Annotated in this window: 24 protein-coding genes; 7 read left to right on the top strand and 17 right to left on the bottom strand. The window is 56.2% G+C overall.

The window, feature by feature from the left end; genetic code table 11:
• Nucleotides 1-41 precede the first annotated feature (41 nt).
• Nucleotides 42-1,325, top strand: coding sequence for a beta-ketoacyl-ACP synthase II (gene fabF / locus KP705_RS00390; RefSeq protein ID WP_202206687.1), 1,284 nt, complete (start codon nucleotides 42-44; stop codon nucleotides 1,323-1,325).
• Between the two features lie 18 nt (nucleotides 1,326-1,343).
• Nucleotides 1,344-2,384 carry an endolytic transglycosylase MltG gene (mltG, locus tag KP705_RS00385; protein ID WP_215763809.1) on the top strand — a complete coding sequence of 347 codons (1,041 nt, stop codon included), beginning with the start codon at nucleotides 1,344-1,346 and terminating at the stop codon, nucleotides 2,382-2,384.
• A gap of 39 nt (nucleotides 2,385-2,423) precedes the next feature.
• Here mltG and KP705_RS00380 read toward each other — a convergent pair whose 3' ends face one another.
• From KP705_RS00380 to KP705_RS00370, 3 genes are all read right to left on the bottom strand, one after another.
• A complete protein-coding gene (locus KP705_RS00380; protein ID WP_046899537.1) occupies nucleotides 2,424-3,302 on the bottom strand; it encodes a lipid-binding SYLF domain-containing protein in 879 nt (292 codons plus the stop codon).
• A gap of 91 nt (nucleotides 3,303-3,393) precedes the next feature.
• Nucleotides 3,394-4,182: an inositol monophosphatase family protein gene (locus KP705_RS00375; RefSeq protein ID WP_215763808.1), complete on the bottom strand. Its 789-nt coding sequence runs from the start codon at nucleotides 4,180-4,182 to the stop codon at nucleotides 3,394-3,396.
• Nucleotides 4,183-4,191: 9 nt separating this feature from the next.
• Entirely contained in the window at nucleotides 4,192-4,719 is a 528-nt protein-coding gene (locus KP705_RS00370) for an MmcB family DNA repair protein (RefSeq protein ID WP_215763807.1), read from the bottom strand.
• A 66-nt stretch (nucleotides 4,720-4,785) separates the two neighbouring features.
• Between KP705_RS00370 and KP705_RS00365 the strand changes: the two genes are divergently transcribed.
• On the top strand, nucleotides 4,786-5,676 hold the full coding sequence (locus KP705_RS00365) for a hypothetical protein (protein ID WP_215763806.1): 891 nt from the start codon (nucleotides 4,786-4,788) through the stop codon (nucleotides 5,674-5,676).
• Here KP705_RS00365 and KP705_RS00360 read toward each other — a convergent pair.
• From KP705_RS00360 to KP705_RS00335, 6 genes are read right to left on the bottom strand one after another with little or no spacing between them, the layout of a single operon-like run.
• Entirely contained in the window at nucleotides 5,642-6,742 is a 1,101-nt protein-coding gene (locus KP705_RS00360) for a glycosyltransferase (RefSeq protein WP_215763805.1), read from the bottom strand. The two genes, KP705_RS00365 and KP705_RS00360, sit on opposite strands and share 35 nt — an antisense overlap.
• Nucleotides 6,739-7,494 carry a nucleotidyltransferase family protein gene (locus tag KP705_RS00355; RefSeq protein ID WP_215763804.1) on the bottom strand — a complete coding sequence of 252 codons (756 nt, stop codon included), beginning with the start codon at nucleotides 7,492-7,494 and terminating at the stop codon, nucleotides 6,739-6,741. The genes KP705_RS00360 and KP705_RS00355 overlap by 4 nt, the downstream gene beginning before the upstream one ends.
• Nucleotides 7,491-8,288, bottom strand: a complete 798-nt coding sequence (locus KP705_RS00350) for a sterol desaturase family protein (RefSeq protein WP_080951376.1) — start codon at nucleotides 8,286-8,288, stop codon at nucleotides 7,491-7,493. Before KP705_RS00350 ends, KP705_RS00355 begins: the two co-directional genes overlap by 4 nt.
• Nucleotides 8,285-9,385 (bottom strand): LptF/LptG family permease, encoded by a 1,101-nt coding sequence (locus KP705_RS00345; RefSeq protein ID WP_046899532.1) that lies wholly within the window; start codon nucleotides 9,383-9,385, stop codon nucleotides 8,285-8,287. The genes KP705_RS00350 and KP705_RS00345 overlap by 4 nt, the downstream gene beginning before the upstream one ends.
• Entirely contained in the window at nucleotides 9,382-10,533 is a 1,152-nt protein-coding gene (locus tag KP705_RS00340) for an LptF/LptG family permease (RefSeq protein ID WP_046899531.1), read from the bottom strand. The genes KP705_RS00345 and KP705_RS00340 overlap by 4 nt, the downstream gene beginning before the upstream one ends.
• Nucleotides 10,530-11,438 carry a metallophosphoesterase gene (locus tag KP705_RS00335; RefSeq protein WP_046899530.1) on the bottom strand — a complete coding sequence of 303 codons (909 nt, stop codon included), beginning with the start codon at nucleotides 11,436-11,438 and terminating at the stop codon, nucleotides 10,530-10,532. The genes KP705_RS00340 and KP705_RS00335 overlap by 4 nt, the downstream gene beginning before the upstream one ends.
• A gap of 123 nt (nucleotides 11,439-11,561) precedes the next feature.
• On the opposite strand from KP705_RS00335, the gene KP705_RS00330 reads away from it, so the two are divergent.
• Together KP705_RS00330 and KP705_RS00325 are read left to right on the top strand one after the other, a co-directional pair.
• The gene (locus KP705_RS00330; protein ID WP_046899529.1) at nucleotides 11,562-12,512 is read left to right on the top strand and encodes a diacylglycerol kinase family protein; all 951 of its coding nucleotides are present in this window, start codon (nucleotides 11,562-11,564) and stop codon (nucleotides 12,510-12,512) included.
• Nucleotides 12,505-13,437, top strand: coding sequence for a hypothetical protein (locus KP705_RS00325; RefSeq protein WP_046899843.1), 933 nt, complete (start codon nucleotides 12,505-12,507; stop codon nucleotides 13,435-13,437). Before KP705_RS00330 ends, KP705_RS00325 begins: the two co-directional genes overlap by 8 nt.
• A gap of 81 nt (nucleotides 13,438-13,518) precedes the next feature.
• Here the strand turns inward: KP705_RS00325 and spt are convergent, their stop codons facing one another.
• The 8 genes from spt to KP705_RS20600 form a co-directional block, all read right to left on the bottom strand.
• Nucleotides 13,519-14,712: a serine palmitoyltransferase gene (spt, locus tag KP705_RS00320; protein ID WP_215763803.1), complete on the bottom strand. Its 1,194-nt coding sequence runs from the start codon at nucleotides 14,710-14,712 to the stop codon at nucleotides 13,519-13,521.
• Complete coding sequence (locus KP705_RS00315) at nucleotides 14,709-14,963, bottom strand: acyl carrier protein (protein ID WP_046899528.1); 255 nt, start codon at nucleotides 14,961-14,963, stop codon at nucleotides 14,709-14,711. Before KP705_RS00315 ends, spt begins: the two co-directional genes overlap by 4 nt.
• Nucleotides 14,964-15,076: 113 nt before the next feature.
• On the bottom strand, nucleotides 15,077-16,888 hold the full coding sequence (locus KP705_RS00310; protein WP_198150456.1) for a fatty acyl-AMP ligase: 1,812 nt from the start codon (nucleotides 16,886-16,888) through the stop codon (nucleotides 15,077-15,079).
• The gene (locus KP705_RS00305; protein WP_046899526.1) at nucleotides 16,888-18,018 is read right to left on the bottom strand and encodes a hypothetical protein; all 1,131 of its coding nucleotides are present in this window, start codon (nucleotides 18,016-18,018) and stop codon (nucleotides 16,888-16,890) included. Before KP705_RS00305 ends, KP705_RS00310 begins: the two co-directional genes overlap by 1 nt.
• Nucleotides 18,015-19,382, bottom strand: a complete 1,368-nt coding sequence (locus KP705_RS00300; protein WP_215763802.1) for a lipopolysaccharide biosynthesis protein — start codon at nucleotides 19,380-19,382, stop codon at nucleotides 18,015-18,017. The genes KP705_RS00305 and KP705_RS00300 overlap by 4 nt, the downstream gene beginning before the upstream one ends.
• Before the next feature lie 283 nt (nucleotides 19,383-19,665).
• Nucleotides 19,666-22,302, bottom strand: a complete 2,637-nt coding sequence (locus tag KP705_RS00295; protein WP_215763801.1) for a TonB-dependent receptor plug domain-containing protein — start codon at nucleotides 22,300-22,302, stop codon at nucleotides 19,666-19,668.
• Between the two features lie 170 nt (nucleotides 22,303-22,472).
• On the bottom strand, nucleotides 22,473-23,042 hold the full coding sequence (locus KP705_RS00290) for an HD family hydrolase (protein ID WP_046899522.1): 570 nt from the start codon (nucleotides 23,040-23,042) through the stop codon (nucleotides 22,473-22,475).
• Between the two features lie 68 nt (nucleotides 23,043-23,110).
• Complete coding sequence (locus tag KP705_RS20600) at nucleotides 23,111-23,239, bottom strand: hypothetical protein (RefSeq protein WP_256445572.1); 129 nt, start codon at nucleotides 23,237-23,239, stop codon at nucleotides 23,111-23,113.
• 220 nt (nucleotides 23,240-23,459) lie between these two features.
• On the opposite strand from KP705_RS20600, the gene KP705_RS00285 reads away from it, so the two are divergent.
• Entirely contained in the window at nucleotides 23,460-23,612 is a 153-nt protein-coding gene (locus KP705_RS00285; protein WP_200898298.1) for a hypothetical protein, read from the top strand.
• 148 nt (nucleotides 23,613-23,760) lie between these two features.
• Entirely contained in the window at nucleotides 23,761-25,158 is a 1,398-nt protein-coding gene (cysG, locus tag KP705_RS00280) for a siroheme synthase CysG (protein WP_235271696.1), read from the top strand.
• The last annotated feature ends 72 nt before the right edge of the window (nucleotides 25,159-25,230 follow it).

Below are 25,230 nucleotides of genomic sequence, written 5' to 3'. Positions count from 1 at the left end.
CGCATCGTATGGTCGTTTACAACGTGAGACATGAGGCATCGATGAGCGGGAATGCAATAAACGGAAGACGCGTCGTCGTTACCGGAATCGGTGTTGTCAGCCCACTTGCGGTGGGTGCGGAACTGACGTGGAAGCGTCTGATCGAAGGGCAGTCCGGTATCGGGCGTATTACCCATTTTGATCCTTCCGAACTCCCTGCGCAGGTCGCTGGTCAGGTTCCTGAGGGACCGACCGAAGAAGGCGGTCTCACGCTGTCTGACTGGGTGCCGGTCAAAGACCAGAAGAAAATGGATCGCTTCATCCATCTTGGTCTGGCCGCTGCCATCCAGGCCGTCGAGGACTCGGGCTGGAAGCCTGAGAACGAAGATGATCGCTGCGCCACAGGCGTGATGATCGGCTCCGGCATCGGTGGTCTGCAGACGATTTATGAAGGTTCCCTGACAGTTTCGAGCGGCAAGGCCCGTCGTCTGTCACCGTTCTTCATCCCGTCTGCGCTTATCAATCTCATTTCCGGTCACCTTTCGATCCGTTACGGCTTCAAGGGACCGAACCACGCTGTCGTTACAGCGTGCGCTACAGGCGTGCATGCGATTGGCGATGCGTCCCGTCTGATTCAGTACGGTGATGCAGACGTCATGATTGCCGGTGGCGCGGAAGCTGCCATCTGTTCGCTGGGTATTGCCGGTTTCTGCTCGGCACGTGCGCTCTCCACCGGTTCTAATGAAGATCCGACCAAGGCCTCCCGTCCGTGGGACAAGGATCGTGATGGCTTCATCATGGGTGAGGGTGCTGGCGTGGTCGTGCTTGAAGAGTACGAACATGCCAAGGCGCGTGGTGCCAAGATTTATGGCGAAATCGGCGGTTATGGTCTGTCCGGCGACGCGCATCACATCACAGCCCCGGCTGAAGGTCATGAAGGCGCGTTCCGTGCCATGAAGGCCGCCCTGAAGAACAGTGGTCTTCAGGCATCCGATATCGACTACGTCAACGCGCATGGTACCTCCACCATGGCTGACGATCTGGAACTGGATGCGGTCGAGCGTTTCTTCGGCGACCATGCCAAGAACCTGGTGATGTCATCCACCAAGTCCGCCATTGGTCATCTTCTTGGCGCAGCTGGTGCTGTGGAGGCGATTTTCTGCCTTCAGGCCATCCGTGACGGCATCGTGCCGCCCACGCTGAACCTTGAAAATCCGGCACGCGAAAGCGTAATCGATCGTGTGCCTCTGAAGGCTCAGAAGCGTAAGGTTGATGTCGCTCTGTCCAACAGCTTCGGGTTTGGCGGCACGAATGCCAGCATTATCCTGAAGCGCTGCAAGGACTAAGCGGAGTCGTTTTGATTTATGCCTGAAAGCCAGCCGGACGGCGAAGAAAACAGAAAACCTCTTCTTCCCCCCAAGGCTGGCCGTAAGCTGGCAATCTTTATGGCGCCGCTGCTCTTTGTCGCAGCAGCGGTGGCCGGGTACGGTCATTACACTGACCCTGGTCCGCTTCCTGAAACAAAAGCCTTTGTCATTCCGCGCGGTAATAATGCGACGGTTACAAAAGCTCTTCAGGATGACGGAATTCTTTCCCCAACATGGTCCTCGGGAGCCTTCTTCCGGCTGTCAGCCTTCCTGACGCATCGGGATGGACAGATTCATGCGGCGGAACTTCAGTTTCCCGCACGAGCGTCTGTGGCTCACGTGCTGGAAATTTTGCGGCATGGTAAACCTGTCTCCCATCAGTTGACTGTTCCTGAAGGTCTGACTGCGCTGAAGATTGCGGATATTCTTCGCAAAGCACCGTTCCTGACGGGAGACGTCCCTCAAATCGTGGAGGGAAGCGTCCTTCCTCAGACGATTGCCTATGTTCGTGGTACTGCACGGCAATCCATGGTTGATCGCCTGAAACGCATGATGGACGCTCAGGTGCAGTCCATCTGGGACAAGCGGGATGTGGAAGCTCTGGATGGCCTGATTCAGAACCCACAGGATCTGGTGACGCTTGCATCCCTGATCGAGCGGGAAACAGCGGTACCGACTGAACGTCCAATGGTGGCGCGCGTCTTTCTGAACCGCCTCAAACTTGGCATGCGCCTTCAGACGGATCCAAGCGTCATTTATGGCCTTAGCGAAGGTCTGGGGACGTTAGACCGCCCGTTGACGCATGACGATCTTCAGGTCCCTGGCCCATACAATACCTACCTGGAAACCGGTCTGCCACCGGGGCCAATCTGCTCACCGGGCAAGACGTCTCTTGAGGCTGCGGCACATCCAGCGGAAGGTAAGGCGTTATATTTCGTCGCTACGGGTGAGGGTGGTCATAGTTTCTCTGAGACACTTCAGGAGCAGGACCGAAATATCCGGGCATACCGAGAAAAAATCCCGGTCGTCCCACAATAAAAAAAGCCCCGCATTTTCATGTGCGGGGCTTTTTTTGTCTTACTTCACAGGGTTCAGAGATGAACTTTGCACGCCGCGCGTTTGGGTGCTGTACGGCTTCGAGGTGTCGTAGTTGCTGGGATAAGGGCTGCTGCTTACGGGGTCGATATCCGTTGACGTGCTTCCCTGAGAGGCTGGAGCCGTTGCGCTTGTTGAGCGGGCAGTGGATGCCGTTGGTAGTTTCGCAATGTTCATCATCATGCGACGAAGCGGATCGGCAGACGGATTGTTGACGCGCATCGTCACGATAATGTCTTCAGGACCAACAGCCTGATTGTAGTAAGCGCGGTTCGCGCCGCTATCCACTGTCAGCTTGGAGCCACCAAGGGCTGCGCCCGCATAAAGGCCCTGAGCCTTCTGTGCAGCATAGATGTCCGTATTCTTTGCTCCGGCCGTGCTGCTTTCAACACCAGTTCCGATCGTGGCGAAAGATGCAGATGCTGTCGCATCAAACTTGAACTGGCTATCCAGCAGGGCCTGAATGCCGCGCTGGGACATGATGAAGAAAATCATCTCGGAATTCTGGACGCCAACCTGAACGCCCAGAGACCCCGTGCTCAGACGGTAAAATGCGGGATCAGACCATGACCCACGCGCATCGCGGCTCATGAGGACGCAGCGACCGCCCGAGCCTCCCAGACCGAAAGACATGTTCAGAACAGACGGGCACACCATGACGGCTTTGGCTTCCGCCAGAAGCTGCTGTGAGCGGGATGTCGAGGTTGTTTTTGCAAACAGGTCCTGAACAGCCAGCGTCGCTTTATCCACAACGATCTGCTGTTCGCTTGCTGTCGTGGTGGTTGTGCCAGAACACGCAGCGAGCGTTGCACACCCTGTGGCGGCAAGAACGGTCGAACGCAGGAGACCGGACAGGGTCATAAAACTTACCTTCTGCTAACGGCAAAAATGGATCTGTCCCGCACTATGCGTGAAATGAGGCCAAATCACGAGTGCGGGGCAACAGGTCGTGTCAGATTTCCACCTTCACGGCGTTTGACAGGATTTGTGCAATGCCCGGTGCAGCCGCAAGGATAGTGGCTCCCCCTGTCAGGCCGCCCGTCTGAAGGAACGGCGAGACAGTAGCGCCTGCTTCTTCCAGAATGATCAGTGCTGCGGCCACATCCCAAAGCTGGATCACAATTTCCAGGTAACCATCGCTGCGGCCACATGCGACGTCTGCCAGCGCCAGGGCTCCGGACCCACCTGAACGCGGCATGGCGCCCAGAGACATGATGGCACCGATTTTTTTTCCAAATAGTTCTGTCGACACCCGGCAGGACCATCCCATTTCGATCATGGCTTCCTGCGGGTTGCTAATAGGGGAGGCTTTGATGGGTTTTCCGTTCAGGAAGGCGCCTTTGCCTTTCTGAGCAGTGAACACTTCATTGAGGGCTGGAGCCTCAATAACGCCAGCAACGGGCACATTGCCCTCAAGTAGACCCAGCGACACGCACCACCGGTCTCGCCCGCGTGCAAAATTGGAGGTTCCATCAATCGGATCCACGACCCAACGGAACTGCCCCTCACGCGTCAGGCCGCCTTCTTCGCCCTGAAAACCATCTTCCGGAAAGAGCTCCTGAATCCGACGGCTGACGAGCGCTTCAACTGCTCCGTCTGCTTCCGTCAGATAGTCCTGACGGCCTTTGAGGGTGCCCGTCGGGCCACCAGGCTGAGGGCGCATGGAAAGGGCGAGGGCCGCTGCGTCCCGGACCACACTGCGGGCGGCTTCAAGACGGACGGCAATAGGGTCAAAACTCATGGACATATCCTATTCTGTGCGGCGTGCTGCGCGCAGGGAGGCTGTGATGGCCGGATCCTCAAGAGACATGAGGCGACTGGCGGCCGTGGTGGCAAACAGGTGCAGAATTGTCCGCCGGCGTGCCGGTGCGATCCGGTGTTCTACGGGGTCACGGATGATGGCGCATTCCGCCACCACACTGTGGAAGAGGCTATTGGGCACCATGCTGAGACTGACAGTGATAATGCCAACGTCCGGAGGCAGAACTTCCAGCGGAAAGCCATCATCCACCGCAAAGTACAGCCTGTCCGACCAGTTCCGGTAATCCGGCCATTTCTGATCTGTCTGGAAATCGCGGAGTCCGGATTTGATCTCAATGCAGGACAGGCTGTGATCGGGCAGGAGGGCCATCACGTCTGCGCGACGCCCGGCCGAGGGAAGAGCAAATTCGTTGATTGCTGCCCAGCCCATGGCACGACACAGCCCCAAAACAGCACGCCGGATGGCAAACTGTCGTTCAGGGAAACCAGGCGGGATCTCGGAAAGGACCGAACTCATGGTTCCATATTGCCCGGATCTGCGCTTTACGTCTGCCCCTGTTCGCGTTTTTCAAGGAGAGTCGGCATGCCGTTTCTACGCACGGACCACTGGCGTTGCGCCATTATCCATGCTCCTCTGGCGGACCTGATCCGAGCGGGTAGTCTCAACGGGTTTGAGGTGACGACCCTGCCGGATATCGGAGATCACCGTTTTCTGGCCGATCCTTTTGGTCTTTGGCGGGACGGAAAGCTGCATGTTTTTGCGGAAGCCTTCGACTATCGGGCCCCCAAAGGCACCATTGATGTTCTGGTCTATGACCGGACGGGAAAGCTGATTCAGCAACAGCCTGTCCTGTGTGAGGACTGGCATCTGTCCTACCCGTACGTCTTTGAGCATGGCGGGGAGACGTACATGCTGCCCGAGGCCAGTGCTTCAGGCCGCCTGACCCTGTATCGGGCCAAAGCTTTTCCGTTGGAATGGGAAAAGGTCGAAGCATTTGATTTCCGAGAGGCCGCAATTGACGCCACGCCGTTCCATTACGCCGAGCGCTGGTGGATGTTCTGGACGCCCGCAGGTACGCGAGACGAACGACAAAGCGCTCTGCACATCTCTGTAGCAGATAGTCTTACGGGGCCCTGGACACATCTTGGACTGTTTTTGAGTGACCGTGCGGGAGCGCGTCCGGGTGGTACGCCGGTTGTTGTCGATGGAGAGCTCTTTCTGCCCACGCAAGACTGCCGTGACACTTATGGCCAAGGCATTCGTCTGCTGAAAATTGAAGGGCTTGAGCGCGGGTTGCCGAAAGTAACGCCAAGTGATGTGCTGGATGCGCCTGCCGTGCTGCGCCGTCGTTTTCCGGACGGTTTCCACACGCTCTCAGCCGCTGGTCAAGTGACGCTTGTTGACGTCAAGCGTGTTGGAATTGGCCCACGTCGGGATCTTATGAATGTGAAACGTCGTCTGGGGCTGGGTTAAAGCCAGGAATTCGGTCCAGAACGGCATTTCCCTGACGTAGAAACGCCGTCGGGCCGAACCGCTCCAGAACGCGTTCCCGCGAGAGGCGCCCCATGGGTTTGAGCTTTCCCGGCGTCATGATGAGTTCAGCAATCGCACTGGCCAGAACCGGGGCGTTGTTGAACGGGACCACAAGACCGGAATGCCCGTCTTCCATGGTGTGGGGGATTTCGCCCGCCGGCGTGGCAATTACGGGCAGCGCGCAGGCCATGGCCTCATGGGCGGCAACACACATGCCCTCCCACTGGGATGGCTGAACATATAGATGCAGCGTCGACAGAAATTCGAACGGCTTATCGCAATGTCCAAGAAAATCGACCGGGAGTTTTTTCTCCCTGGCGATCTGCTCCAGTGCTTCTTTTTCTGGGCCGTCTCCGGCTAAGGACAGTCGATAGGGGGGAAGGTCCGGATGATCACGGAGCAGATCCAGTGCTTCGAAAAGCAGGTCATACCCTTTGACGGCATGCAGTCGGCCAAGACTCCCGATGCGGACAGTTTGTCCTTTGCGCCAGGCCTTTGCTGTGGGGCTATGAGGATTGGCCCGAAAAATTGGCCAGGAAATAACGCGGTTCCGTAGTCCCAGACTTTTGCGGGCGAAATCTTCAACCGTAGGGGAATCTGCAATCCACAGCTTCGCTTTCCGGCAGAGTAGCCGGAGCAGGAAGCTATTGGCGGATTTCAGGCGGGCAGAGTGCTGCCAGTGGACAGCCGGGACACCAAGCCTGTTGGCTGCGCGTTGGCCGAGGAGCGTAGCTCTGGTCAAGGACGTCCAGATCAGATCCGGCTGGAATGCGTCCATTTCATCACGCAGCCAGCGCCAGGCCGCTAAATGGTCTTTGTTGCCGCCTGACCGTACACGAACCTCAATGCCGTGGCTTTCCAGAACGGGAATGGCCAGTCCATCACGCTTTTCGAGGCTGAAAACTGTGACTTCGCCACCTCGCTGCTGGAGAACGGAGACAATGTCCGGAATGGGAAGCTGCGCGCCACCGCATTCGAGCGAGTTGATGACGTAGGCGATTTTCATGAAGATCGTTGTGCCAGAAGCTGTTCAGCGAGTGTCAGGTCAGAAGGCTTGTCGACATCTACGGCGGCCTGACCGTCAGAAAGCGGCACGAGACGTATTTTCGCGCCCGTCAAAACTTCGATCCGACGGCATAGAGCGGTGGAATCCAGGCGGCCTGTCAGTGCCCGAAGAAGTGTTCCGAACCCGAGTATCCGCGCCATTTTCAAGGGGCGTTTGCGGTCTTTTTGAAGCCGCTTCCACAGTTCGACCACCTCCGCAGCCTGAGGTGTGCCCATCCAGAAAAGATTACATCCGGAAAAGCTCATATCCGCGAGGCGAATATAGGTCCGCTTCGTGGTCGGGACGTCTCGCTCTACAGTCTCCCGAAGAGCGACGCCTACGGCAAGATCACATCCAGCCGTTTTACCAAGAAATTCTGAAATCCATTCTGGACGCAGCAGCGCGTGATCGGCCGTTGTCACCAGGCAGGGCGTCCCAACCTTGCTGAGAGCTTCAGCAACGCTTTCGCTGGGAGACGGTGCCGATTGGAGGACATGGGCTTGGCCGGAAATGTCCCGGATACGGTCTGGTGCTTCAATGCTGATCGTGATGGGCCCAAGAGCAGGCATGCTTTCCAGCACGCGCAGGACGCGCCCCAGCATGGGTTGGCCGTTAACCGGAAGAAGCGCTTTGTGCGAGACTTTCCCGAGTTGTGCCAGAACATCATGCTCACCATCACGAGAGCCAGCAAGTACGAGAACAGGAAGGCTCACGCTGTGCGGCTGTTGTCGGAGGAAGAGCGTGCCCCATCAGGACGATCTTTGGGCGGAGCGCCTGTAAGGTTCATGACCCAGGGATAGCGCTTGGCTTCATCCAGATCGTAGCCAAGATTGAAGACGTGCTGGCTGCGTGCGCGGTCACGGGCTTCACGGTAGAAACTGCCAAAAAAGCGGTCTGGCACGTAGTTTGTAATCCCGTAATTGCCATTTTCATCATGGAAATGATGAAGAACATGAAGTTGCTTGATCCGGGCAACCCACTTCCAGCGCGGCTTGTAGGCCAAATGCTGGATGCAGTGAAAAAATTCATAGATGCACGTCATCACGAGGGCTGTGGACAGGGCGCAGAATGCCCCGCTCCAGCCGCAGATCAGATATCCGATTGGCATGGTGATGATGCCCATGGTCGGGACGGTGTTCAGGGGTGATCCAAACAGCACATCCAGTAGATGGGGGTCCTGATGGTGATCGAAGTGGATGCGCTTCCAGAGCGAAGCGGTCCAGTGGTTCCGGTATAGCCAGCGTCCATGCAGGATGAAGCGATGGATCATGTACCAAGCCAGTGGATACACCACGATTACGACAGGAACGGGTATCAGCGTTGTCAGCAGGTTATGGGAGAAGTGAAGTGCTCCGAAAGCTGCGGCAACGATCAATAAGAAGTACAGAAGGATGGTAGGGTAGGTGAGATAGGCAATCCACAACTGAGGCAGCGACATCTTGCCAAGATCGAAGCTGCGCCCCGTTCGGAGGGACGACATGTTCTGCCATGGTTTGAACTTGCTCATCTTTCCTCCATCCTCAGGACCCAGGTCAGCCCAAGGAGGGCGCCCAGAAGTGGGCCCGCACAAGCCGCCAGTGGCGCGGCAAGCGTTCCAGCATTGCCCAGTGCGGAAATCATTCCCTGCAGGATCACGAAGCCCATTCCCGCGGCCAGTACATAGACCGGAAGCGGGTTTCGAAGTCCTGCCCGAGGGGGGATATAGATCACTGGTAGCGCTAATAAAAGCATTACTGCGACCTGAAGCGGAAGAATAATGCCACTGAAGAGCGCCATGCGGTACGTTGCGCGGGGAAGACTGGCAGGTGCACCTTTGTGGAGGATGGCCCCGATCTGACTTGGGGTCACGGCAGCGTTATCTTCCGATAACGTCATGATCATTGATGGTGTCGCCGGAATGGCAAAATTATTGTCACCACCAGTGATTTTTACAAAAGCGCCATTATCCGTCAGCGTAAGATCCTGCGCTCCCGTCGGGTGCCAGTCCTTGCCGTCATACGTCAGGGTCGCGGCGTGCTCGGTCCCTGTCAGAAGGCCACCCGGGTCCCGGTGATAAATAGTAACATCCCGCAGGAACGCCCCACCGTGCGCAAACTGGCCAATCCGGACAAGAGTCGGCCCTGCACGAAACCAGAGAATACGCTTTGCGGGCGTGTCGGGTTTTGCTGCATCAGGGTCCGTTTTGTTCCACCATGTTGCAAGCGCGTTTTCGCAAGGGGGGATGAGCCAGTATTGCATGGCTGTTCCGGTGAAACCCACAATCAGGATGGCAGGTAGAAAGCGCTTGTAAAGATTGATCGTGGAAAGTCCGGCTGCACGAAGGGCGGACATTTCGGATGACAGCGTCATCTGCATCAGGAGGAACAATGCTCCGACCATGAATGCCAGAGGCATGATCTCGACGCTGAGCGCAGGAAGATGCAGCAGTGCAAATGTCAGGATGCCCTTGAAGCCCAGATTTCGGTTGAGAATGGGCGTCGTTTTTTCAAGGAGCGCAAGGATCTCAAGCAGCGAGACCAGCACGCCACCACAGAGCATGAAGCGCCCCAGAAGTGCACGGTTCAGATAACGATACAGAACATAGTGTGGTGCGTGGGCGGTCATGATGGGCGAACCAGTTTGCGGCGTTTCCAGGAACCGCGCGACCGGCGCAGCAGAGTGGCGGGACAGCCAATGCAGAAGAGCGCTTCCGGCACCCAGATGGCAAGCCAGATGGGAAGGCGGCCCGTCGCAGCCAGGCTATGTCCAAACATCAGCATCTGATCAAACCCGACAAGAATGCCCGAAACCGCAATCAATCCCCACACGGACTTTCTCCGTCTTGAGCCAATGGCCAGTGCCACGGCCAGGGGAGGGATAAACGGAATGGCAAGGGCATGCGCGATGCGGAAATCGATTTCTGCACGAAGCGTCCGATATTCGATGCCGGGTACGCCATAACGAAGGTCATGTGCGAGCTCGAAAAGTGTCAGTTCCCGTTCGTCAATTCCACGAGAGCGAAAGGTCGTCTCTTTTGCAGGATGATCAATGACGCGAACGACATGCGAGAAATGCGTGACCGTCGGTTTGTGATTAGCAGCTCCGGGGAAGGGATCGTCGACGATTTCACCGTCCCAGAGATCCATCTGGGTGCTGCGGGTTTTGTCTGAAATTGTGAGCATACCGCGGCGCGCGGTGATGATGTGAGCAAGACCATTCTTGTTCACTTCCCGGATGAAGACACGCCTCATGTGGGTGCCGCCGTGACTGACGCTGTCTGCCGTCATCACTGCCGTATCAGACGTGGACGCGAACATTCCTGCCTGAAGATGCGGTGCCCAGCCTGTATGAGCCGCGAAATAGAAGCCTGCCCGGTAATCATATCGTGCAACCGGCTGGATATAGCCGTAGAGCAGCACACTCACGGCCCCCAGCAGCAGACCAACGATCATGAAGGGCCGACTGATCCGCAGCAGAGACACACGCCCAGCCTGGAGTGCGTCGATCTCGTTATTGTCGCTCATTCCATGGATGGTGAGAAAGACCGAGATGCAGAGAGCGGCAGGAAGAGCGATCCCGAAATAATGCGGCAGAAGGTCTGTCAGCAGCGCGATGCAGGTCGCAAGGGAGCTTCCGGCTGAGGCCAGATAATCGAACAGGACGAGCAGACGTTCCAGAAGGAGCGCCACGAGCATCGCAAAGAGGGCGATAACGAACGGTGGCATCATCTGCCACAGCAGATATCTGTCCAGAATGGAGGCGCGTTGCTTCATGCCTGCGTACCTTGCGGGCGGAACCAGGAGGCCTGCTCCGTAATGCTCCCATCCGGCCGGTGTCGGGCAAGATCAATCGTCCAACCGCTTTTTCTGGGGCGAATGGTCAGATGATTCCAGCAGGCCTGTCGATGAGCACGTTTGTCTGTCAGGGATGCGGATGCGACCCCAAGAAGCGGTATTTCGGTTCCGGCAATGTGGGTCAGGGTCGCGTCATGGGAGTGCCCATGGAGAACAATTTCAGCGCCGGTTCTCTGAAGAAGCTTTGCCACGGCGGGATGATCGAGCAGCGACTTCCGCCATGGCACCAGTCCTTTACGGGGTGGGTGATGGATCATGACAACACGACAGAGTCCGGCATCGCCTAACTGGGTCAGCAGAGCTTCCAGTCGGGCGAGCTGTTTGTGGCCAACCCGGCCATAAGCCATGAATGGTGGGGTGGGGATGCCGGAGTTCACACCGATAATGGCAACGCCGTTGTGGATGCGTGCGTACGGGTAAGTCGCTGCGGACCATTTTTCCCATTGCAGGATCCCCTTTTCAGGGGACTGACGGATCATGCAATCATGATTGCCCGGAATGACCAATGCCTGCGCTGGGAGCTTTCCTAGCCATTCGGCAGCGAGGGCAAACTCTGCCGGCGTACCGAAGTTTGTCAGGTCTCCGCTGACAAGAATGGCATCGACGTTGGCTCTGGCAATATCCTGTACAATTTCCGCGCATGTAGCCGCCAGGTGAACGTGCCGACGGTGCTTTTTCCACGAAATGAGACTGAGAGCCCGCTTGTTCAGAGCTTCCCACCAACGAACCGGAGGAGGTGGGAGGTGAGGGTCCGAGAGATGGGCCAGAACGACGGCGCACGTCTCCCGCTGAGAAGACGTTTCTGCGGGAAGATCATGGGGCATGGAGGAAATGAAGCCTTGTCAGTCTTTCTGCCGGAAGGGGAAGCTCGCATTCTGGCCGAAACATCATAGCCGTGCTAGACCCGCCCGCATAGCTCCGAACAAAAACGAAGAATTCCCCCTATAGTGCGATTTGCCCTTATTCATAATGCTCGCAGCCGTAAGAACCGGCGCGGCGGTTCCGTATTCGCTACGGAGGCCAAGGCGCTTCTCGGAGAGAATTTCGTTCCATCAGACAGCCGTGAAGGAATGACAGAGCATGTTCATCACCTTTGCAGGCAGGGAGTCCGAACCATCGCTATTGATGGCGGAGATGGAACCATTAGCGCAGCGCTGACAGCTATCGCCCGCGCGTATCCCGCTGATCGTCTTCCTGACATCGCTGTCATTGCCTCGGGGAACACCAACCTCATTGCGGGTGATGTCGGATTTGGATTGAGGGGAATGGAAGCCATTGACCGCCTGGAGCAGGGAGCTGCCATGCGATCAAGTACTCGCACGCCTATCTGCCTGTCCTGGCCAGATACCGATCGTAAGCCGGTTCTGGGATTGTTCGGGGGGTGTACGGGCTACGCGAGAGCTGTCCGTACCGCACATTCTCCGACCGTCGTGCGGTTTGCTCCGCATGATCTGGCAGTGGGTTTCACGCTGTTCAGCACAGTTATCAGTCTGCTGTTCCGGAAAAGCCGCAAGAGTTGGCTGGCGGGCGAGCCTTTACGGGTTGAAACGTCTGGTCATGCTTATGACGGGAACAGCTTCATGTTCCTTTCAACGGGCCTGTCACGGCTTTCCCATGGAATCTGGCCATTCTGGGATGCGGAACCGAATGTGGAAGGTCTGCGATATCTTGATGTCAGCGCCTATCCGGAAAACCTTGCCCGTGCGACGGCTGCGCTTCTGTGTGGACGTGCGCCCCGCTGGTTGCGGCGGCATCCTGACTATGTGAGTGGCCGAACGGACGACATGATGCTTGAAACAAGAAGTGACTTTGTCCTCGACGGGGAAGTTTTTACGCCCTCAGAGAGTGGACGTATTCGCCTTGAACGTGGGCCAGCCTTCCGTTTCCTCCATGCCTGATGTCCTTGAAAAACTCCTGATTGAAGAGCTGACAACGCCGGTTGATGAGGGCACTGTAGCTTTCGCCGATGCTTTGGCTCGTGCTTTCCCACGTCCGCCTCTGGGTGTTCTGTTTTATGGTTCGGTGCTGCGCGCAGCAGACCCGGACGGGATTCTCGATTTTTATATCGTGACGGAAAGCTCAAAGGATTTTACGGGCAGTATGGTCGCTCGGACCGGCAACCTGATTCTTCCCCCGAATGTCCGTTACGCAGAGTTCAAAGACGGTCATCGCACGTTGCGCGCAAAGATTGCGGTATTGTCGCGGGAGCAGTTCGAAGACCGTACGTCACTTGGCGCGCTCGATACGACACTATGGGCTCGGTTCTGTCAGCCTGTACGTCTGGTGTGGGTTCGAGACGAGCATGCAGCGGATATGTTGCTGGACTTGCTGGCGCGGTGTGTAACGACTGCGTCCTGCTGGGCTGCCCTCCTGGGTGCGCCGCACATGACGGCGCTTGAATACTGGCGGACCCTTTTTGCTCATACTTACGCCTCAGAATTGCGTGTTGAGAAAAAGGGGCGCGGCAATAGTTTGCTTGCTGGCCAAGAGGTGCGGTTCAGTAGCATGCTGACCCTGGGATGGGCGCGAGCGCATCTTGGTTATTCTGCAGTGGGCGAAATGCTTGAGCCGGCTGTGTCGCCGACTTTGCGCAAACGGGCAGCACGGCGCTGGGCGCTTGTTGGGACGTCAGGCAAGCCTCGAAACGTTGCTCGGCTTGTGAAAGCTGCGTTTACTTTTGAAAACGGTGCGTCTTATCTGGCGTGGAAAATCCAGCGTCATACAGGGCTTGATCTAGCCCTCTCTGATTTTGAGCGGCGACATCCTTTGCTTACTTTGCCTGCGTTGCTTTTGCGTATGAAGCGTTTGCGCAAAGCCGCCTGACGTTATTGTTCAGGATAAAGCCCATAAAAAAAGGGGACTGTCTGGAACCGTCCCCTTTTTGCGTTTTAAGCGACGCCGTACTCAGTCTCGGAAATGCTCGGCAACCTGCTTGAAGACGGCGGTTGCCTGATCAATTTCTTCAGGGCTGTGAGCAGCCATAACCGAGCAGCGCAACAGCGGACGGTTGTCAGGTGTTGCGGGCGGGAGAGACAGATTAACGTAAACGCCATTCTCCAAAAGGGCATTCCAGAACCCGACAGCCTGAGGCACCGTTTCAAGCGTCACGGCAACCACCGGCGAAACATGTTCGCCAGTCTGTAGGCCTGCGGCCTTCAACCCGGCATGAAGACGTGCGGCATTGTCCTGGAGGCGGGTGCGAAGTTCTGGATGTGCAACCATATCATCAAGAGCAGCCAGCGTTGCCGCGATGATCTCCGGGGGGAGGGAGGCTGTGAACATATACGGGCGAGAGCAGAGGCGCATCAGATCAACGCCATCATGATCCGTGACGCAATAGCCGCCCACTGTTCCGAGCGACTTTGAGAAGGTTCCGACTACGAAGTCGATGCCGTCTTCACAGCCCTGGAGTTCCGCAACGCCGCGACCGTGTTCACCCAGCACACCAAAGGAATGTGCTTCATCAGCCATCAGGTAGGCGCCATGGCGCTTCTTGATTTCGACAAACTTGTCCAGCGGGGCAACGTTTCCCGTCATGGAATAGATGCCTTCTGCGATGATCAGCTTGGCGCCAGGATGATCGCTCAGGCGTGCAAGGCGCTTCTCAAGATCGGCCGGGTCATTGTGTCGGAAGCGGATGACCTGCGCACCAGACAGTTTTGCACCGTCATAAATGCTGGCATGGCTGTCTGCATCCAGAAGCAGCACATCGTCCTTGTTGACCAGCGCGGAAATTGTGCCGAGGTTGGCCTGATATCCCGTAGAAAACACCATGCAGTGCTTGCGGCCGAAGAAAGAGGCGAGGCGCTCTTCCAGCTTGCGATGCAGGCCGAAAGTGCCGTTGGCAATTCGGGAGCCCGTTGTGCCGACGCCCATTGTGCGGGCTGTCTCAATCGCGGCTTCCGCTGCGTGTCCTGACTGGCTGAGGCCCAGATAATTGTTAGTTCCGAACAGAAGCGTCTCGCGCCCCTCGATCAGACCAACCGTGGCTGAGAGCGGGCGTTCAATCACGACCTCGAACGGATTGCGTGGCGAAACTGCCGTCAATCCTTCATAGGCCGCCCGGAGGGCGGCATGTTTTGCAAAGATGTCAATCACGCGTGGCTTGCCTTCAGTGTATGAAGGCAGGCAGCCAGATCATTGATGGTGCGGATATCTGCTAGTTTGTCGAGCGGGACAGACACGTCCAGCTCATCTTCGATTTCCATGACGAAGTTCATGACGGCGAGGCTGTCAAAAGCCAGATCTTCGACGATCTTGCTGTTGCCATTGATGTCCCGCGGCACTTTCGGGTTGGCAAGCAGCTTTTCTATGATCATTCCGGAGATGCCGGCGACGCTGTCAGTCATGGAATTGAACTCTCGGTCTTACTATGCAGTTTGTGAGCGCTTTATGCGTCAAAGCACGTCTGTTCGCCACCCCCTCCCTGAGCAGGGAGAGGAAAAGCGGTCAGGTGTGTCCGTCAGGCTGCGGAGTTGGTTGGCTCGGTCTGTAGATCGAACTGACCTGACAGAAGCATTGTCTTGGCACGGGCACGCGTCAGCTTGCCGGAAGACGTCTGTGGAAGGGTGCGGGGCGGAACCAGAATAACCTGCACGTCCACACCATGCTGCCGGCGGAACAGGCTCGTGACTTCATCACGGAGCGTGTTGCGGTTTTCTTCTTCGGTTGCACGGCACTGAACAAGTGCCACGATATTCTCACCTGTTTCCGTTTCCAGGGAGAAGACTGCGACATCACGGGACCGAAGTGTGCTGATCTCGCTCTCGGCAGACCATTCCAGATCCTGCGGCCAGATATTCCGGCCGTTGATGATGATAAGGTCCTTGGCGCGGCCCGTTACGACAATTTGGCCGTTCAGGTGGTAGCCAAGATCGCCAGTGTTCAGCCAGCCATCAGCATCTAGAACGGCTTCGGTCTCTTCGGGGCGGCGGAAATAGCCGCACATGAGGCTCGGTCCACGGACGAAAACACAGCCAACGTGACGCTCAGGCTGAATGTTACCGAGCGGGTCACGGACTTCAATCTCGTGCTCAGGAAGTGCTTCACCGCAAAGCACAAAAGTGCGGAGCGCGTGAGAAGGATCATTGGAGGGCTGTGCGAGGCCGTCTTTTTCCAGCGTGCGCAGATCGATCGTGTCAGTCTGAATGCCGGTGTTGAGCGGGGCAAAGCTGATGGCCAGCGTCGCTTCGGCCATACCGTAGCTCGCGACGAATGCGCGGGCATCAAATCCATTGGACTCAAAACGCTCGGCAAAGCCTTCGAGGATATGGTGGCGGATCATGTCGCCGCCGATCCCCGCAATGCGCCAGCAGGAGAGGTCCAGATCGGCCTGGCCACTGCGACGCGAACATAGCTCGTAGCCAAAGGAGGGGCTGTAGGCGATCGTGCCGCGATTGCGCGAAATCAGGTCCAGCCACACATGGGGGCGACGTGCGAATTCGCGGGTCGGCAGCAGATCAACCGTCAACTGGCATGTCAGGGGAGTCAGGAAAAATCCGACCAAGCCCATGTCATGGTAGAGTGGCAGCCAGGACACGCAGCGATCATCGCGGGGATCTTCTGCGGGATAAACCTTGAGACCGTCACGGGCAATTGCGCGTGCATTGGCCATTCCAGCAGCCTGAGTGACAGAAACGCCCATTGGGAAACGCGTGCTGCCGGATGAAAACTGGAGATAGGACAGATTTTCGGATTTAATTTCCGGAAGCTCTACATTGGCTTCAGCATGACGGTAGAGGTCAGCGGGGGAGCCGCCGAAAACCAGATCCAGCCCTTCAACGATCTCCGATGTCCAGCTTCCGATTACGTCCGGAACCACAACCGCACGTGCTGCAGCGCTCTGAATCATGCCACGAAGGGTGGAAACATATCCTTCACGTCCACCAAAAGCGACAGGAAGCGGCAGCGGAGCTGGAACGAGCCCTGCATACTGGCAACCGAAGAAGATACGGGCAAAGTCACCATCGCTTTCTGCGACGATGGCCACCCGGTCTCCTGCTGCCAGTCCAAGGCCAAGCAGACGCTGGGCCATGGAAATTGCCTGTTCGCGGAGCGTTCGATACGGCAAGGCTTCCAGCAGTTGCCCGCGGCCAGAGTAGATATTGAATCCACTCTCGCCCTGGGCTGCATAGTCCAGGGCTGCGGCAAAGCTCGTGAAGTCCCCGTACCGTCTGGTCAGGCCAGAGCGGCTCGGCGTCGGAGCGGAGGGAAGAGTTGGGTTCTGGGTGTCCTCGGTCAAACCTAGACTAGCTCCATTAGGATCGCCGGACATCAGGCGGCCTTGTGTAGAAAGTTAACTATGGCGTCCGCTGCGGCGGGTGCCGTGGGCTGTTCGCCCAAAGTTTCGAATGTCTCTAGTACATATTGGCGCTGGGTCTCAAGAAAACGTGAGTGTGTATCGAACGCCTTCATGATTTCCTGTTCAGGATTGGCAATATTATCCGTCACCGGGCCAAGCGTCCAAGACTGATAATTGGGGTTATCCTGCCAGGCTGCTTCGTGAGCGTTGAGAAACAGGCATGGGCGCGGTCGTATCATGAATTCCGCCACCTGACTGCTGACATCCCCGAGATAGAGGTCTGCGCCCATGGTATAGGTCATGTCGATACTTCGTTCGCTCCCTGGGTCGATTAGCATATGGGACAGACCCGCATATTCTCGTCTGAGGGCTTCTCCTTCCGGGCGATGGTTATCAAACAGCCGGAAATGAGGAGCAAAGATCAGATTGTACTGATCCTGTGCTGCAAAAAAATCAAGCAGCTTCTTGCCCATCATGCGCCATGACGAGAAACGCTGCACGAAATGCGGATTATACAGGATTGTCGGACGACCGTTATTAAAAAGCGGTGGTCGACGTGCATGCATCCGGCGAACCAGATCAAACTTTGCATATGTGCCACGGTGATAGAAGCCGGGACGGATGATCCCTTTTTCCAGCATCCGCTCTTCGACTTTACGGCCGGGAACCAGAAGATAATCAAATTTTCTGAGATGTTTGGCAAAGCCGATGGCACGATCTCCGGCCCCATGGCCCGTCCAGATCATACGGGGTGTCCGAACGCCCATGTGTCGAAGCTGAAGAGAGGTCGCTTCAGGAACGATGATGGCATCGAAGCCCTTGAAATACTTCCGGGAGAAAAACAGCCCCATGAGGCGGTCAAGGACTCGTAGCCCCTGTGCTTCAATCCGATGCCGAAGTGCATCTGAAATCGGAAGCAGGTCAAACTGAACGCGAGACTCCGGATAGAGCGTAGCCAACGAACGTGCGAGTTCGAGATGACTTGCTGTCAGGCACGCAATATGGACGGCGACTTCTGGATGTCGAGCTGACATTTCCAGTGCGATTGGTAGAGCGTGTAGCGTCTGGTGTCGCTGGGCGATTAAGGGAAAGACGACTTTCATGGTTGGGAAATCGTGCGCAGAGAGGGCTTACGAAGAACCAGAAGAAGCTGAAGTCCGATCAGGAGCATGACCCCGCAGAGTGTAATGGGGCCAACGCCATCAAGACCGTATCTGCGGACAACGAGAACAAGCCCAGGAAAAAACACAAGAAAGTCCAGGAAACGCACAGATGTCGCAGCGCCGGAGCGGTCTGTTGTGAACAGGAGGGGTTCGAGCGGAAGGCCCCAGACAGCAACAACTTCCGCCGCGAGAAGCCAGAGTGTAACTGGCATCGTCTGCGTTGCACCTGTTGGGCCGATATAAAGCTGTAAAAGGGGGCGCCCTGCCAGGAGGGTCACGGCAAGAAGAACTGTCCCGATCCCACCGGCGGCAAGAGCTACCTGAATGGTCAGGCGGTAAAGCTTGGTTGTCGCGCGATCACGCCAAAGGCGTGCCATTTCCGGGTACACGGTTGTTTGAATCAGTGCGGCTGGCTTGGCGATCCCCGCGGCAATCTGGCTGGCTACCCGATAATACCCGGCACCTGCGGGGCCAACGAACGCTCCCACTACAAGCGTTCCAATATGCCCGAAGGTCAGAGCCAGGGCAGAATTGAGGTTTGTGGAAAGCGCAAAGCGCCTGATACCGCGATGGGTTCGAAAGAAATGCCCATTCAGCAGGTCAGGGATCAGATCGCCTAGTTCTTTTGTCAGTCCACGCATCAGGTCTCGGCGGATCAACTCCCGGACGGCCATAAACCCGAGTGTTGCCCAAGCTGCAAATTCGGCGAACATCCACACGAATGCCAATGCTGGTACGGACGCGCCTTTAACGGCGAGGAAAAAAGTACCCACGACGCGAACGAGAGTGGCGACGACGCCCTGAATGGAAATCAGATCATATCTGTTGAAGATGCGCAGAAGACCTGTGGGTGTGGCGGATGCCATGAACAGGATCGACAGGCAGAATATCGTCCCTGTCTGGTGAATTTCAGGCGGCCAGTCCAGCATTTTCATAGCAAAGATACTGATGAACAGGCCGCCAGAAAACCCAAGCAACCCTCCAAGACCATCCAGCAGAAAACTGAACGCTATGACGCGCTGAAACCCTTTCCGGTCTCCGTCCGTCAGCGGGCGAAGGCCATATTTCAGCACTGTCTGCCAGGACTGGAAATCGACCAGATCGCCCATGGTACGCGCGAAGGCGTACATCATGGCGATGAGACCAAAGCCATAACTTCCAAGGAAATGTGTTGCCATCCAGATATGGAGGAGGCTCAGGGGCGCATTCACGACACGTCCTCCAAGCAACACACCAACATTGCTCATGACGCGTCGGATACCGGCCACTTTCGGGAGTTGTAAAGGCGGTTCTTCGGCCGACATCAGGCGCAGGAAACTTTCATGGCTGTCAAATCGTTGTCATAAATCTGCTTCACACATAGGGTCTCAAGAGAAAATCTAAACTCACATTTTATGACCAAACGTTGCATTCACCTCTACGGAGAGATGAACATGGACCGTTTGGGGACGAGGCCTACACGCGAGAAATCTGCAGAATTGCAAGGATCTCAACTGTTTGAAGGCAAGCTCGCGTTCTGTGTCAGTGTGTAATCTAACCTTCCGCACATCTTTGGACGGCAGTGCCAAGAAGGCGTGATGATCGATTTTAGAGCGATTTTCGAAGGGACAACCCGATAGTCCGCCCCATGGGATCCATGAAGGCGGGCTGGTATCCAGCCGGTGTGGCGCCGGTTCCGTTATGAACGTGAATGCGGTTGTTCGAGACATTATCCAACGACAACATGATTCTAAAATTCTGAGCCCAATCGCTGTGTTTCCAGCGGGGGACGTCTCCCAAAGTAACGAAAACCGAAAAATCCAGGGTTGCGAGGCTACTGAAATACAGGCTGCCTGCGGACGTGCTGCCCAGAGTTGATGTGCTCGATTGCCACTTGCCGTCCAGCCTGATGCCAATACCGTTTCGATAGGCCCCTGCCTGAAGTTCCACTTCATGACGGGGTTTGCCGCCAAGACCACCTATCGTTCCGCCGTTTAGGAGGTCTATCGCGGGGAGGCCGGATCGTAATCGCACAGTATCGTTCAACCGCCAGACCTGGGTCAGGACAACGTAATACCGACCCTGCGTGGTATTGCCTGGCCGTCCTTTATGGTGCGCTTTGTCAGGCTCATTTTCGAAGGGGCGTGAAAGCGAGAAAGTGGTGTTCCATTCTGTCCGCTTCTCATAGTCGGCGTTGACTGGCCTTAAATCCACACGTTCCAGAACGCCGTCAGCATCTCGTTGGTAGTTATCCGGGAAAGCATCCTGAATGGCTGCGGTGGCAGTGGGTAGAGATAGAACCGGGTTATGTGTGTTGTCGTGCACGTAATTGATGTGCAGTCGTGATCCGTCCAGAAACGGAGGTGACAGGATGGCACCAAGACTGATTTCATGTCGATCGGCTGACCGCAGGTTCCGGTTGCCTCCAGATACAGTCGTGACCTGAACGGACTCTCCACGCACATAGTCATATGTTGTGACGTTCGGAGTTTCGATTGTGGGCGCCACAAGGGAGGAGGCTGCGGGTGCTTCTGTCTGTTCAGTGATGGAGAGCGGCAGCTGGATCCATGTGAGAGGCGCCCATGTGACGCCCCCACCGACTGTTCCCAATGTTCCGAAGTGGGACACCTGGCTGACCGCACCGTTCACATTGGCATCCAGCTTTTCAAGAAAAGACAGAAAGTGGTTCTTTCGGCTTGCGATCGGAAGGTCGCCGTTGATCCGAATTGTACCAATATCTCGGCTGATGGCCGCGCGAGATGTCACGGTATTGACGGTGGATACAGCGTTTTGCTGGCTGAGTGTTCCCGTGGCTGCAATGCTGGTGGAGGCATCTCCAGCAGGAAGCGTGAAAACCGGACCGGAGAGCAGTCCGCTGATCTGACCCTGATTACTTGTGGTGCGACCGTGATTGACGAGGCGCGTGCCTAACCAGGCTGGAGAAACTGTTGCCCATGGGTCGAAAGAAAGGTCGTTGGAATTCAGGGCTGCTTGGGCCGTTGTGAGCGACAGCCCAGTCTGGCTGTTCGTGACTGTTTGAGTGTAATCGTAGCTGCCCTTGGCATTCCACTTCCAGTCCCCGAGCTCGCCATTAAAATTAAGGCCGGCGTGTCCTGTTTCGGTGTGTGCGGTCTGCTGAAGGGGGGCGATGTTTCCAAAGCTGCGGAAAAGCTGAACAGACTGGGTAAATGGTGAATAGAAACTTCCGCCAGGCAGCGTGAGTACCCCATGCGGTAGCCCCTGCAGACTGATTTGATCTTGATGATCAAAACTCACATTGAGAGATGAGCTGATATTTTCAGTGATACGATCAGCGTAAACCCCGTTTAGGTTCAATTCGTGTTTGCGTGGCTGAAGCGTATACGCTGAGGCATTCGTGCTGGTATTGGGATTGTTCGCGTAAGGAAGAATATCGTCCAGCGTTGCAGCCTGCCCAAAAGGCAAGGATGGGCTGCCTGCCGTAGTGACTGTCTGTCCGGACAGAGCATCAAGGGCCGGGTCCAGACTCGCACCATCTGACGTACTGAGGTTGCCCTGTGTGGCATAGAGTGAGTTTGCCGCCGGGGGAGCCACGCTGCGCTGGCTGTCTCTCAGCCAGGAGCTGGCCGTGTAACGAGCGCTGAGGTTGATGCGTCGTTCGTCTTGCAATTGCGTGAAACTAAGGGAAAGTGCGCCATTTTCTCCGCCGCCATCCGTGGATGTTTCGCCATATACGCGCGCACGAACGGACCGGAAGTGTTTGACGGTGATGATGTTTACGACGCGCTGATCTGCGGCGTAGCCATAACGGAGGGCTTCTTCTTCCGTAAAAATTTCCACACGCGCAATTGCTTCAAAGGGAAGGTCATTAACCTCCTGAAGGCCGGAAATTCGTTTGCCGTTTAAAAGAACAACGGGAGCATTTTCTGTTGCTCCCCGTCCAGAGCGTGTCTCAGGTGAAATGGTGGTCAACAGATCCGTTACGGTATCGACGCCATAGGACTTAATCTCATCTGCGCTAATCTGCATGAGTGGTTTTGGCGCACCAAGGACGGCTCCTTCCGGTTTATGGCCGGTAACGACGATATGCTCCGTTGTGGATGTCGTGCTGCCGGAGGCGTTGGATGAGGTTGTGCCCGCCGTATTGGTACTTTGTGCCCAGGCTGAGCCGCAGGAGAGGGCGGCGCTGAAACCGCAGCACGTCAGTTTTCTAAGACTTAATCGGGAGCGTGTAGCGGCTGGAGTGCCAGAATGGTGGCTGGTCATGCTGTGGCCTGCCGATCTCCCGGAAATGCGAGTTTATGCGCCCCGTTTGTGTCTGGAGCAGCGAAGGATCATCAGGTCATTCCCTGACGCAGAAACCATGATGGGGTATTTTTGGGGAAACTGTTTCTTTTTGTCGAGAAACAAAATTCTTCGAAACAGTCAGTCTATGTTCAGACTTTCTCAGCGTTTCGCATGGTTTCACTGTCAATGACGTCCCGGATCGCACGGGTTAATGCTGAGTGGTCGGTATAGCGGCGCCCATAAGTCAGATTGAATTCATGGTCGAAGTCTGGCGGGTTAATGCCAGTATTATGTTGGGAAATTGTTTCGAGTTTGTCGAAAGCCTTTGCCATCCTGGCCTCAGGGCTGGAGGCATTTTCGTACTCATCCCAAAGCTCAAGAAACTCTTCTTTCAAATGCTCGGGAAGAGGAGCCATAACGGTTAGGAGATCTTCACGTTCCTGCTGGGACTTGTTGCTAGAAGCTTCAACGGAAATGGCCGGAATATCGCCATGGATGGCTTCGCCCAGGTCATGGAGAATACAGATCTTAAGGAGGCGCAGCAGATCGATGCCTTCAAGCTGGTCGGCGAAGGTCATGACAAGAAGGCATAGACCCCAAGTGTGTTCTGCGGTGCTTTCAGCTTGACCACCCAGAGTGAAAGCGCGGCGGAGCACATCTTTGAGCTTGGAGGCTTCGCGGAGAAAGTCGAGACGCTTCTTGATCTCGTGTGTGGTCATCAAAATCGGTCCTGACGATTAGGAATTTGAGGCCAAAGTCAGGCCTGATCCTGAAAGATGGCGTCCTGTCACATCACCAGTGCGTAAAGCACCAGATATCCGGCGATCACGAGCAAAACCAGAATTCCAAGAAGGATTGGAAAACCCATACCGTTCTGAATCGATTTGATCGCCTTGACGATAAATTCAGCCATCATGTCGCGCTCCTGGGGCGAGTGCAGGCGAACGGTTGTCCTACAGTCGTACGAAATTATATGCGAAAATGGTTAAAATGGTAACTCCCCGTCCGTGCAGGACAGAAATGCAAGCGGTTCTTCAAGGGCTTGCCGCGTCACATCAGGGGAAACTGTCGCCGGAAAGCAGCCATATTTCCTCAATAGGAATCTTATCGGTTCAGTCTTTCAAAAGGATTTTCCCATGAAGCGTCTTGCAATGATGGTGCTTGCTTTTGCCATGATGGCACCTCTGATGGCGTGCTACGGACCATACGATCATGGACGGGGGCATCATCATCACGAAGGCCGAGGCGGACCTTACGTTGGTGGTGGCGGAGGGTACGGGCACCGGTGACCCTTACCGTTTACAGAGAAGCCTGAACTCAAGGTCGTTTGGGTTTTTCTGAGGGCATCCTGTCTTTGCCTGTTCGGGGTGGGCGTGTAGGGAAGAGAAACAGCGTTCCGTTCTGGAACTGTTATTCTGAACGCACATGGATATAGAAATGCCCGCATCCGGGGTTGAGACAGGCTGGTTTCCCATTTCCCTTCGTCTGGAGGGCGCACGTGTATTGCTGGTTGGCGGTGGCGAAGTTGCTGTCAACAAAGGCAGGCTTTTGCTTGATCATGGTGCGCAGATCGAGATTGTTGCGGAAGCCCTGAATACCGTTGTTCAGGAGTGGGTGGATGCGGGATTGGCGCGGCATGTAGGCGGTCGCGTTGACGCCGATATTTTACAGACTGTTATGCCGGGGTGTCGTCTGGTCTATGCGGCAACAGACGATCGGAGCGTCAATCGCGTAGTGGCTGCTCTTGCTGACACGTTAAATATTCCAGTCTGTGCCGTTGATGATCCGGAGCCGTCCACGTTCATTACGCCTGCGCAGGTTCGGCGTGGAGCTGTACGTGTTGCAATTTCAACCGCTGGTGGAGCACCGGTTCTGGCGCGTCGACTGCGGGAACAAATTGAAAGCTGGATGCCGCATGGGACGGGGCAACTCGCCGCGTATATGCAGTCGCGCCGGGCGCGGGTGTCTGCCCAATATCCGGAAGTTCAGGATCGGAAACGGATCTGGGAAGATTTTCTGGACGGAGCAGGCGCAGAAGCTGCACTGGCAGGCGATGAGGTTCGGGCTGACAGTGTGCTTGATGTGCTCCTGTCAGCACAGCGGGCTGCTGGCGAGGTCTGGCTTGTGGGGGCTGGGCCCGGCGACCCCGATCTTCTGACATTGAAGGCCCTCCACTTCATGCAGAATGCTGACGTGGTGCTTTACGATAATCTGTTACCCAAAGTGTTGCTCGAACGTGTTCGACGGGATGCGGAGCTGATTTTTGTGGGCAAGCAGCGTAATCGCCACGCGATGCCACAGTCCGAAATTAACAGCGAGATGGTCCGTCACGCGAAAGCCGGTCAGCGTGTTCTGCGTCTGAAGGGGGGCGATCCGTTCATCTTCGGGCGCGGTGGCGAGGAAATTGAATCGCTAGTGGACGCGGGTGTGTCCTTTCGTGTTGTGCCGGGCATTACCGCTGCCAGCGGATGTGCGTCCTATGCGGGCATTCCCCTGACACACAGGGATTGTGCTCAGGCGTGTCTGTTTGTGACGGGGCACGCACGGGCGGATGGCGTGCTCGATCTGCCTTGGGATGACATGGCGGATCGTCGTCAGACTGTTGTTATTTATATGGGAATTTCGACGTTACCAGCTCTGATGGCTGGTCTGGTAAAAAATGGCCTGCCGTCAGACTGGCCGGCAGCCATCGTGGAACGGGGAACCCAGCCCGGACAACGCGTGTTGACGGGAACACTCGGAACAATGGCGGCTCAGGCCGCCGAAGCACAGGTCTCTTCCCCCGCGCTCGTGATTGTGGGTGAGGTTGTTCGTCATCGCGTTGTTTCACCCTGAATAAAGAGCTGCGCGTAAGATGCATGGCTCCTGTTTTTAAAAAACGCCTTTTTTCAATAGGCTGCTCTGTGA

Source organism: Gluconobacter sp. P1D12_c (genome assembly GCF_018812105.1).
GTDB lineage: Bacteria > Pseudomonadota > Alphaproteobacteria > Acetobacterales > Acetobacteraceae > Gluconobacter > Gluconobacter oxydans_A.
This window is presented reverse-complemented; position numbering and strand designations above follow the sequence as displayed.

What these genes read in the sequence shown, in the direction of transcription:
- fabF (WP_202206687.1), top strand. Translation starts at nt 42, where the DNA reads ATGAGCGGGAATGCAATAAACGGAAGACGCGTCGTCGTTACCGGAATC.
- mltG (WP_215763809.1), top strand. Translation starts at nt 1,344, where the DNA reads ATGCCTGAAAGCCAGCCGGACGGCGAAGAAAACAGAAAACCTCTTCTT.
- KP705_RS00380 (WP_046899537.1), bottom strand. Translation starts at nt 3,302, where the DNA reads ATGACCCTGTCCGGTCTCCTGCGTTCGACCGTTCTTGCCGCCACAGGG.
- KP705_RS00375 (WP_215763808.1), bottom strand. Translation starts at nt 4,182, where the DNA reads ATGAGTTTTGACCCTATTGCCGTCCGTCTTGAAGCCGCCCGCAGTGTG.
- KP705_RS00370 (WP_215763807.1), bottom strand. Translation starts at nt 4,719, where the DNA reads ATGAGTTCGGTCCTTTCCGAGATCCCGCCTGGTTTCCCTGAACGACAG.
- KP705_RS00365 (WP_215763806.1), top strand. Translation starts at nt 4,786, where the DNA reads ATGCCGTTTCTACGCACGGACCACTGGCGTTGCGCCATTATCCATGCT.
- KP705_RS00360 (WP_215763805.1), bottom strand. Translation starts at nt 6,742, where the DNA reads ATGAAAATCGCCTACGTCATCAACTCGCTCGAATGCGGTGGCGCGCAG.
- KP705_RS00350 (WP_080951376.1), bottom strand. Translation starts at nt 8,288, where the DNA reads ATGAGCAAGTTCAAACCATGGCAGAACATGTCGTCCCTCCGAACGGGG.
- KP705_RS00345 (WP_046899532.1), bottom strand. Translation starts at nt 9,385, where the DNA reads ATGACCGCCCACGCACCACACTATGTTCTGTATCGTTATCTGAACCGT.
- KP705_RS00340 (WP_046899531.1), bottom strand. Translation starts at nt 10,533, where the DNA reads ATGAAGCAACGCGCCTCCATTCTGGACAGATATCTGCTGTGGCAGATG.
- KP705_RS00335 (WP_046899530.1), bottom strand. Translation starts at nt 11,438, where the DNA reads ATGCCCCATGATCTTCCCGCAGAAACGTCTTCTCAGCGGGAGACGTGC.
- KP705_RS00325 (WP_046899843.1), top strand. Translation starts at nt 12,505, where the DNA reads ATGCCTGATGTCCTTGAAAAACTCCTGATTGAAGAGCTGACAACGCCG.
- KP705_RS00315 (WP_046899528.1), bottom strand. Translation starts at nt 14,963, where the DNA reads ATGACTGACAGCGTCGCCGGCATCTCCGGAATGATCATAGAAAAGCTG.
- KP705_RS00310 (WP_198150456.1), bottom strand. Translation starts at nt 16,888, where the DNA reads ATGTCCGGCGATCCTAATGGAGCTAGTCTAGGTTTGACCGAGGACACC.
- KP705_RS00305 (WP_046899526.1), bottom strand. Translation starts at nt 18,018, where the DNA reads ATGAAAGTCGTCTTTCCCTTAATCGCCCAGCGACACCAGACGCTACAC.
- KP705_RS00300 (WP_215763802.1), bottom strand. Translation starts at nt 19,382, where the DNA reads ATGTCGGCCGAAGAACCGCCTTTACAACTCCCGAAAGTGGCCGGTATC.
- KP705_RS00295 (WP_215763801.1), bottom strand. Translation starts at nt 22,302, where the DNA reads ATGACCAGCCACCATTCTGGCACTCCAGCCGCTACACGCTCCCGATTA.
- KP705_RS00290 (WP_046899522.1), bottom strand. Translation starts at nt 23,042, where the DNA reads ATGACCACACACGAGATCAAGAAGCGTCTCGACTTTCTCCGCGAAGCC.
- KP705_RS20600 (WP_256445572.1), bottom strand. Translation starts at nt 23,239, where the DNA reads ATGATGGCTGAATTTATCGTCAAGGCGATCAAATCGATTCAGAACGGT.
- KP705_RS00285 (WP_200898298.1), top strand. Translation starts at nt 23,460, where the DNA reads ATGAAGCGTCTTGCAATGATGGTGCTTGCTTTTGCCATGATGGCACCT.
- cysG (WP_235271696.1), top strand. Translation starts at nt 23,761, where the DNA reads ATGCCCGCATCCGGGGTTGAGACAGGCTGGTTTCCCATTTCCCTTCGT.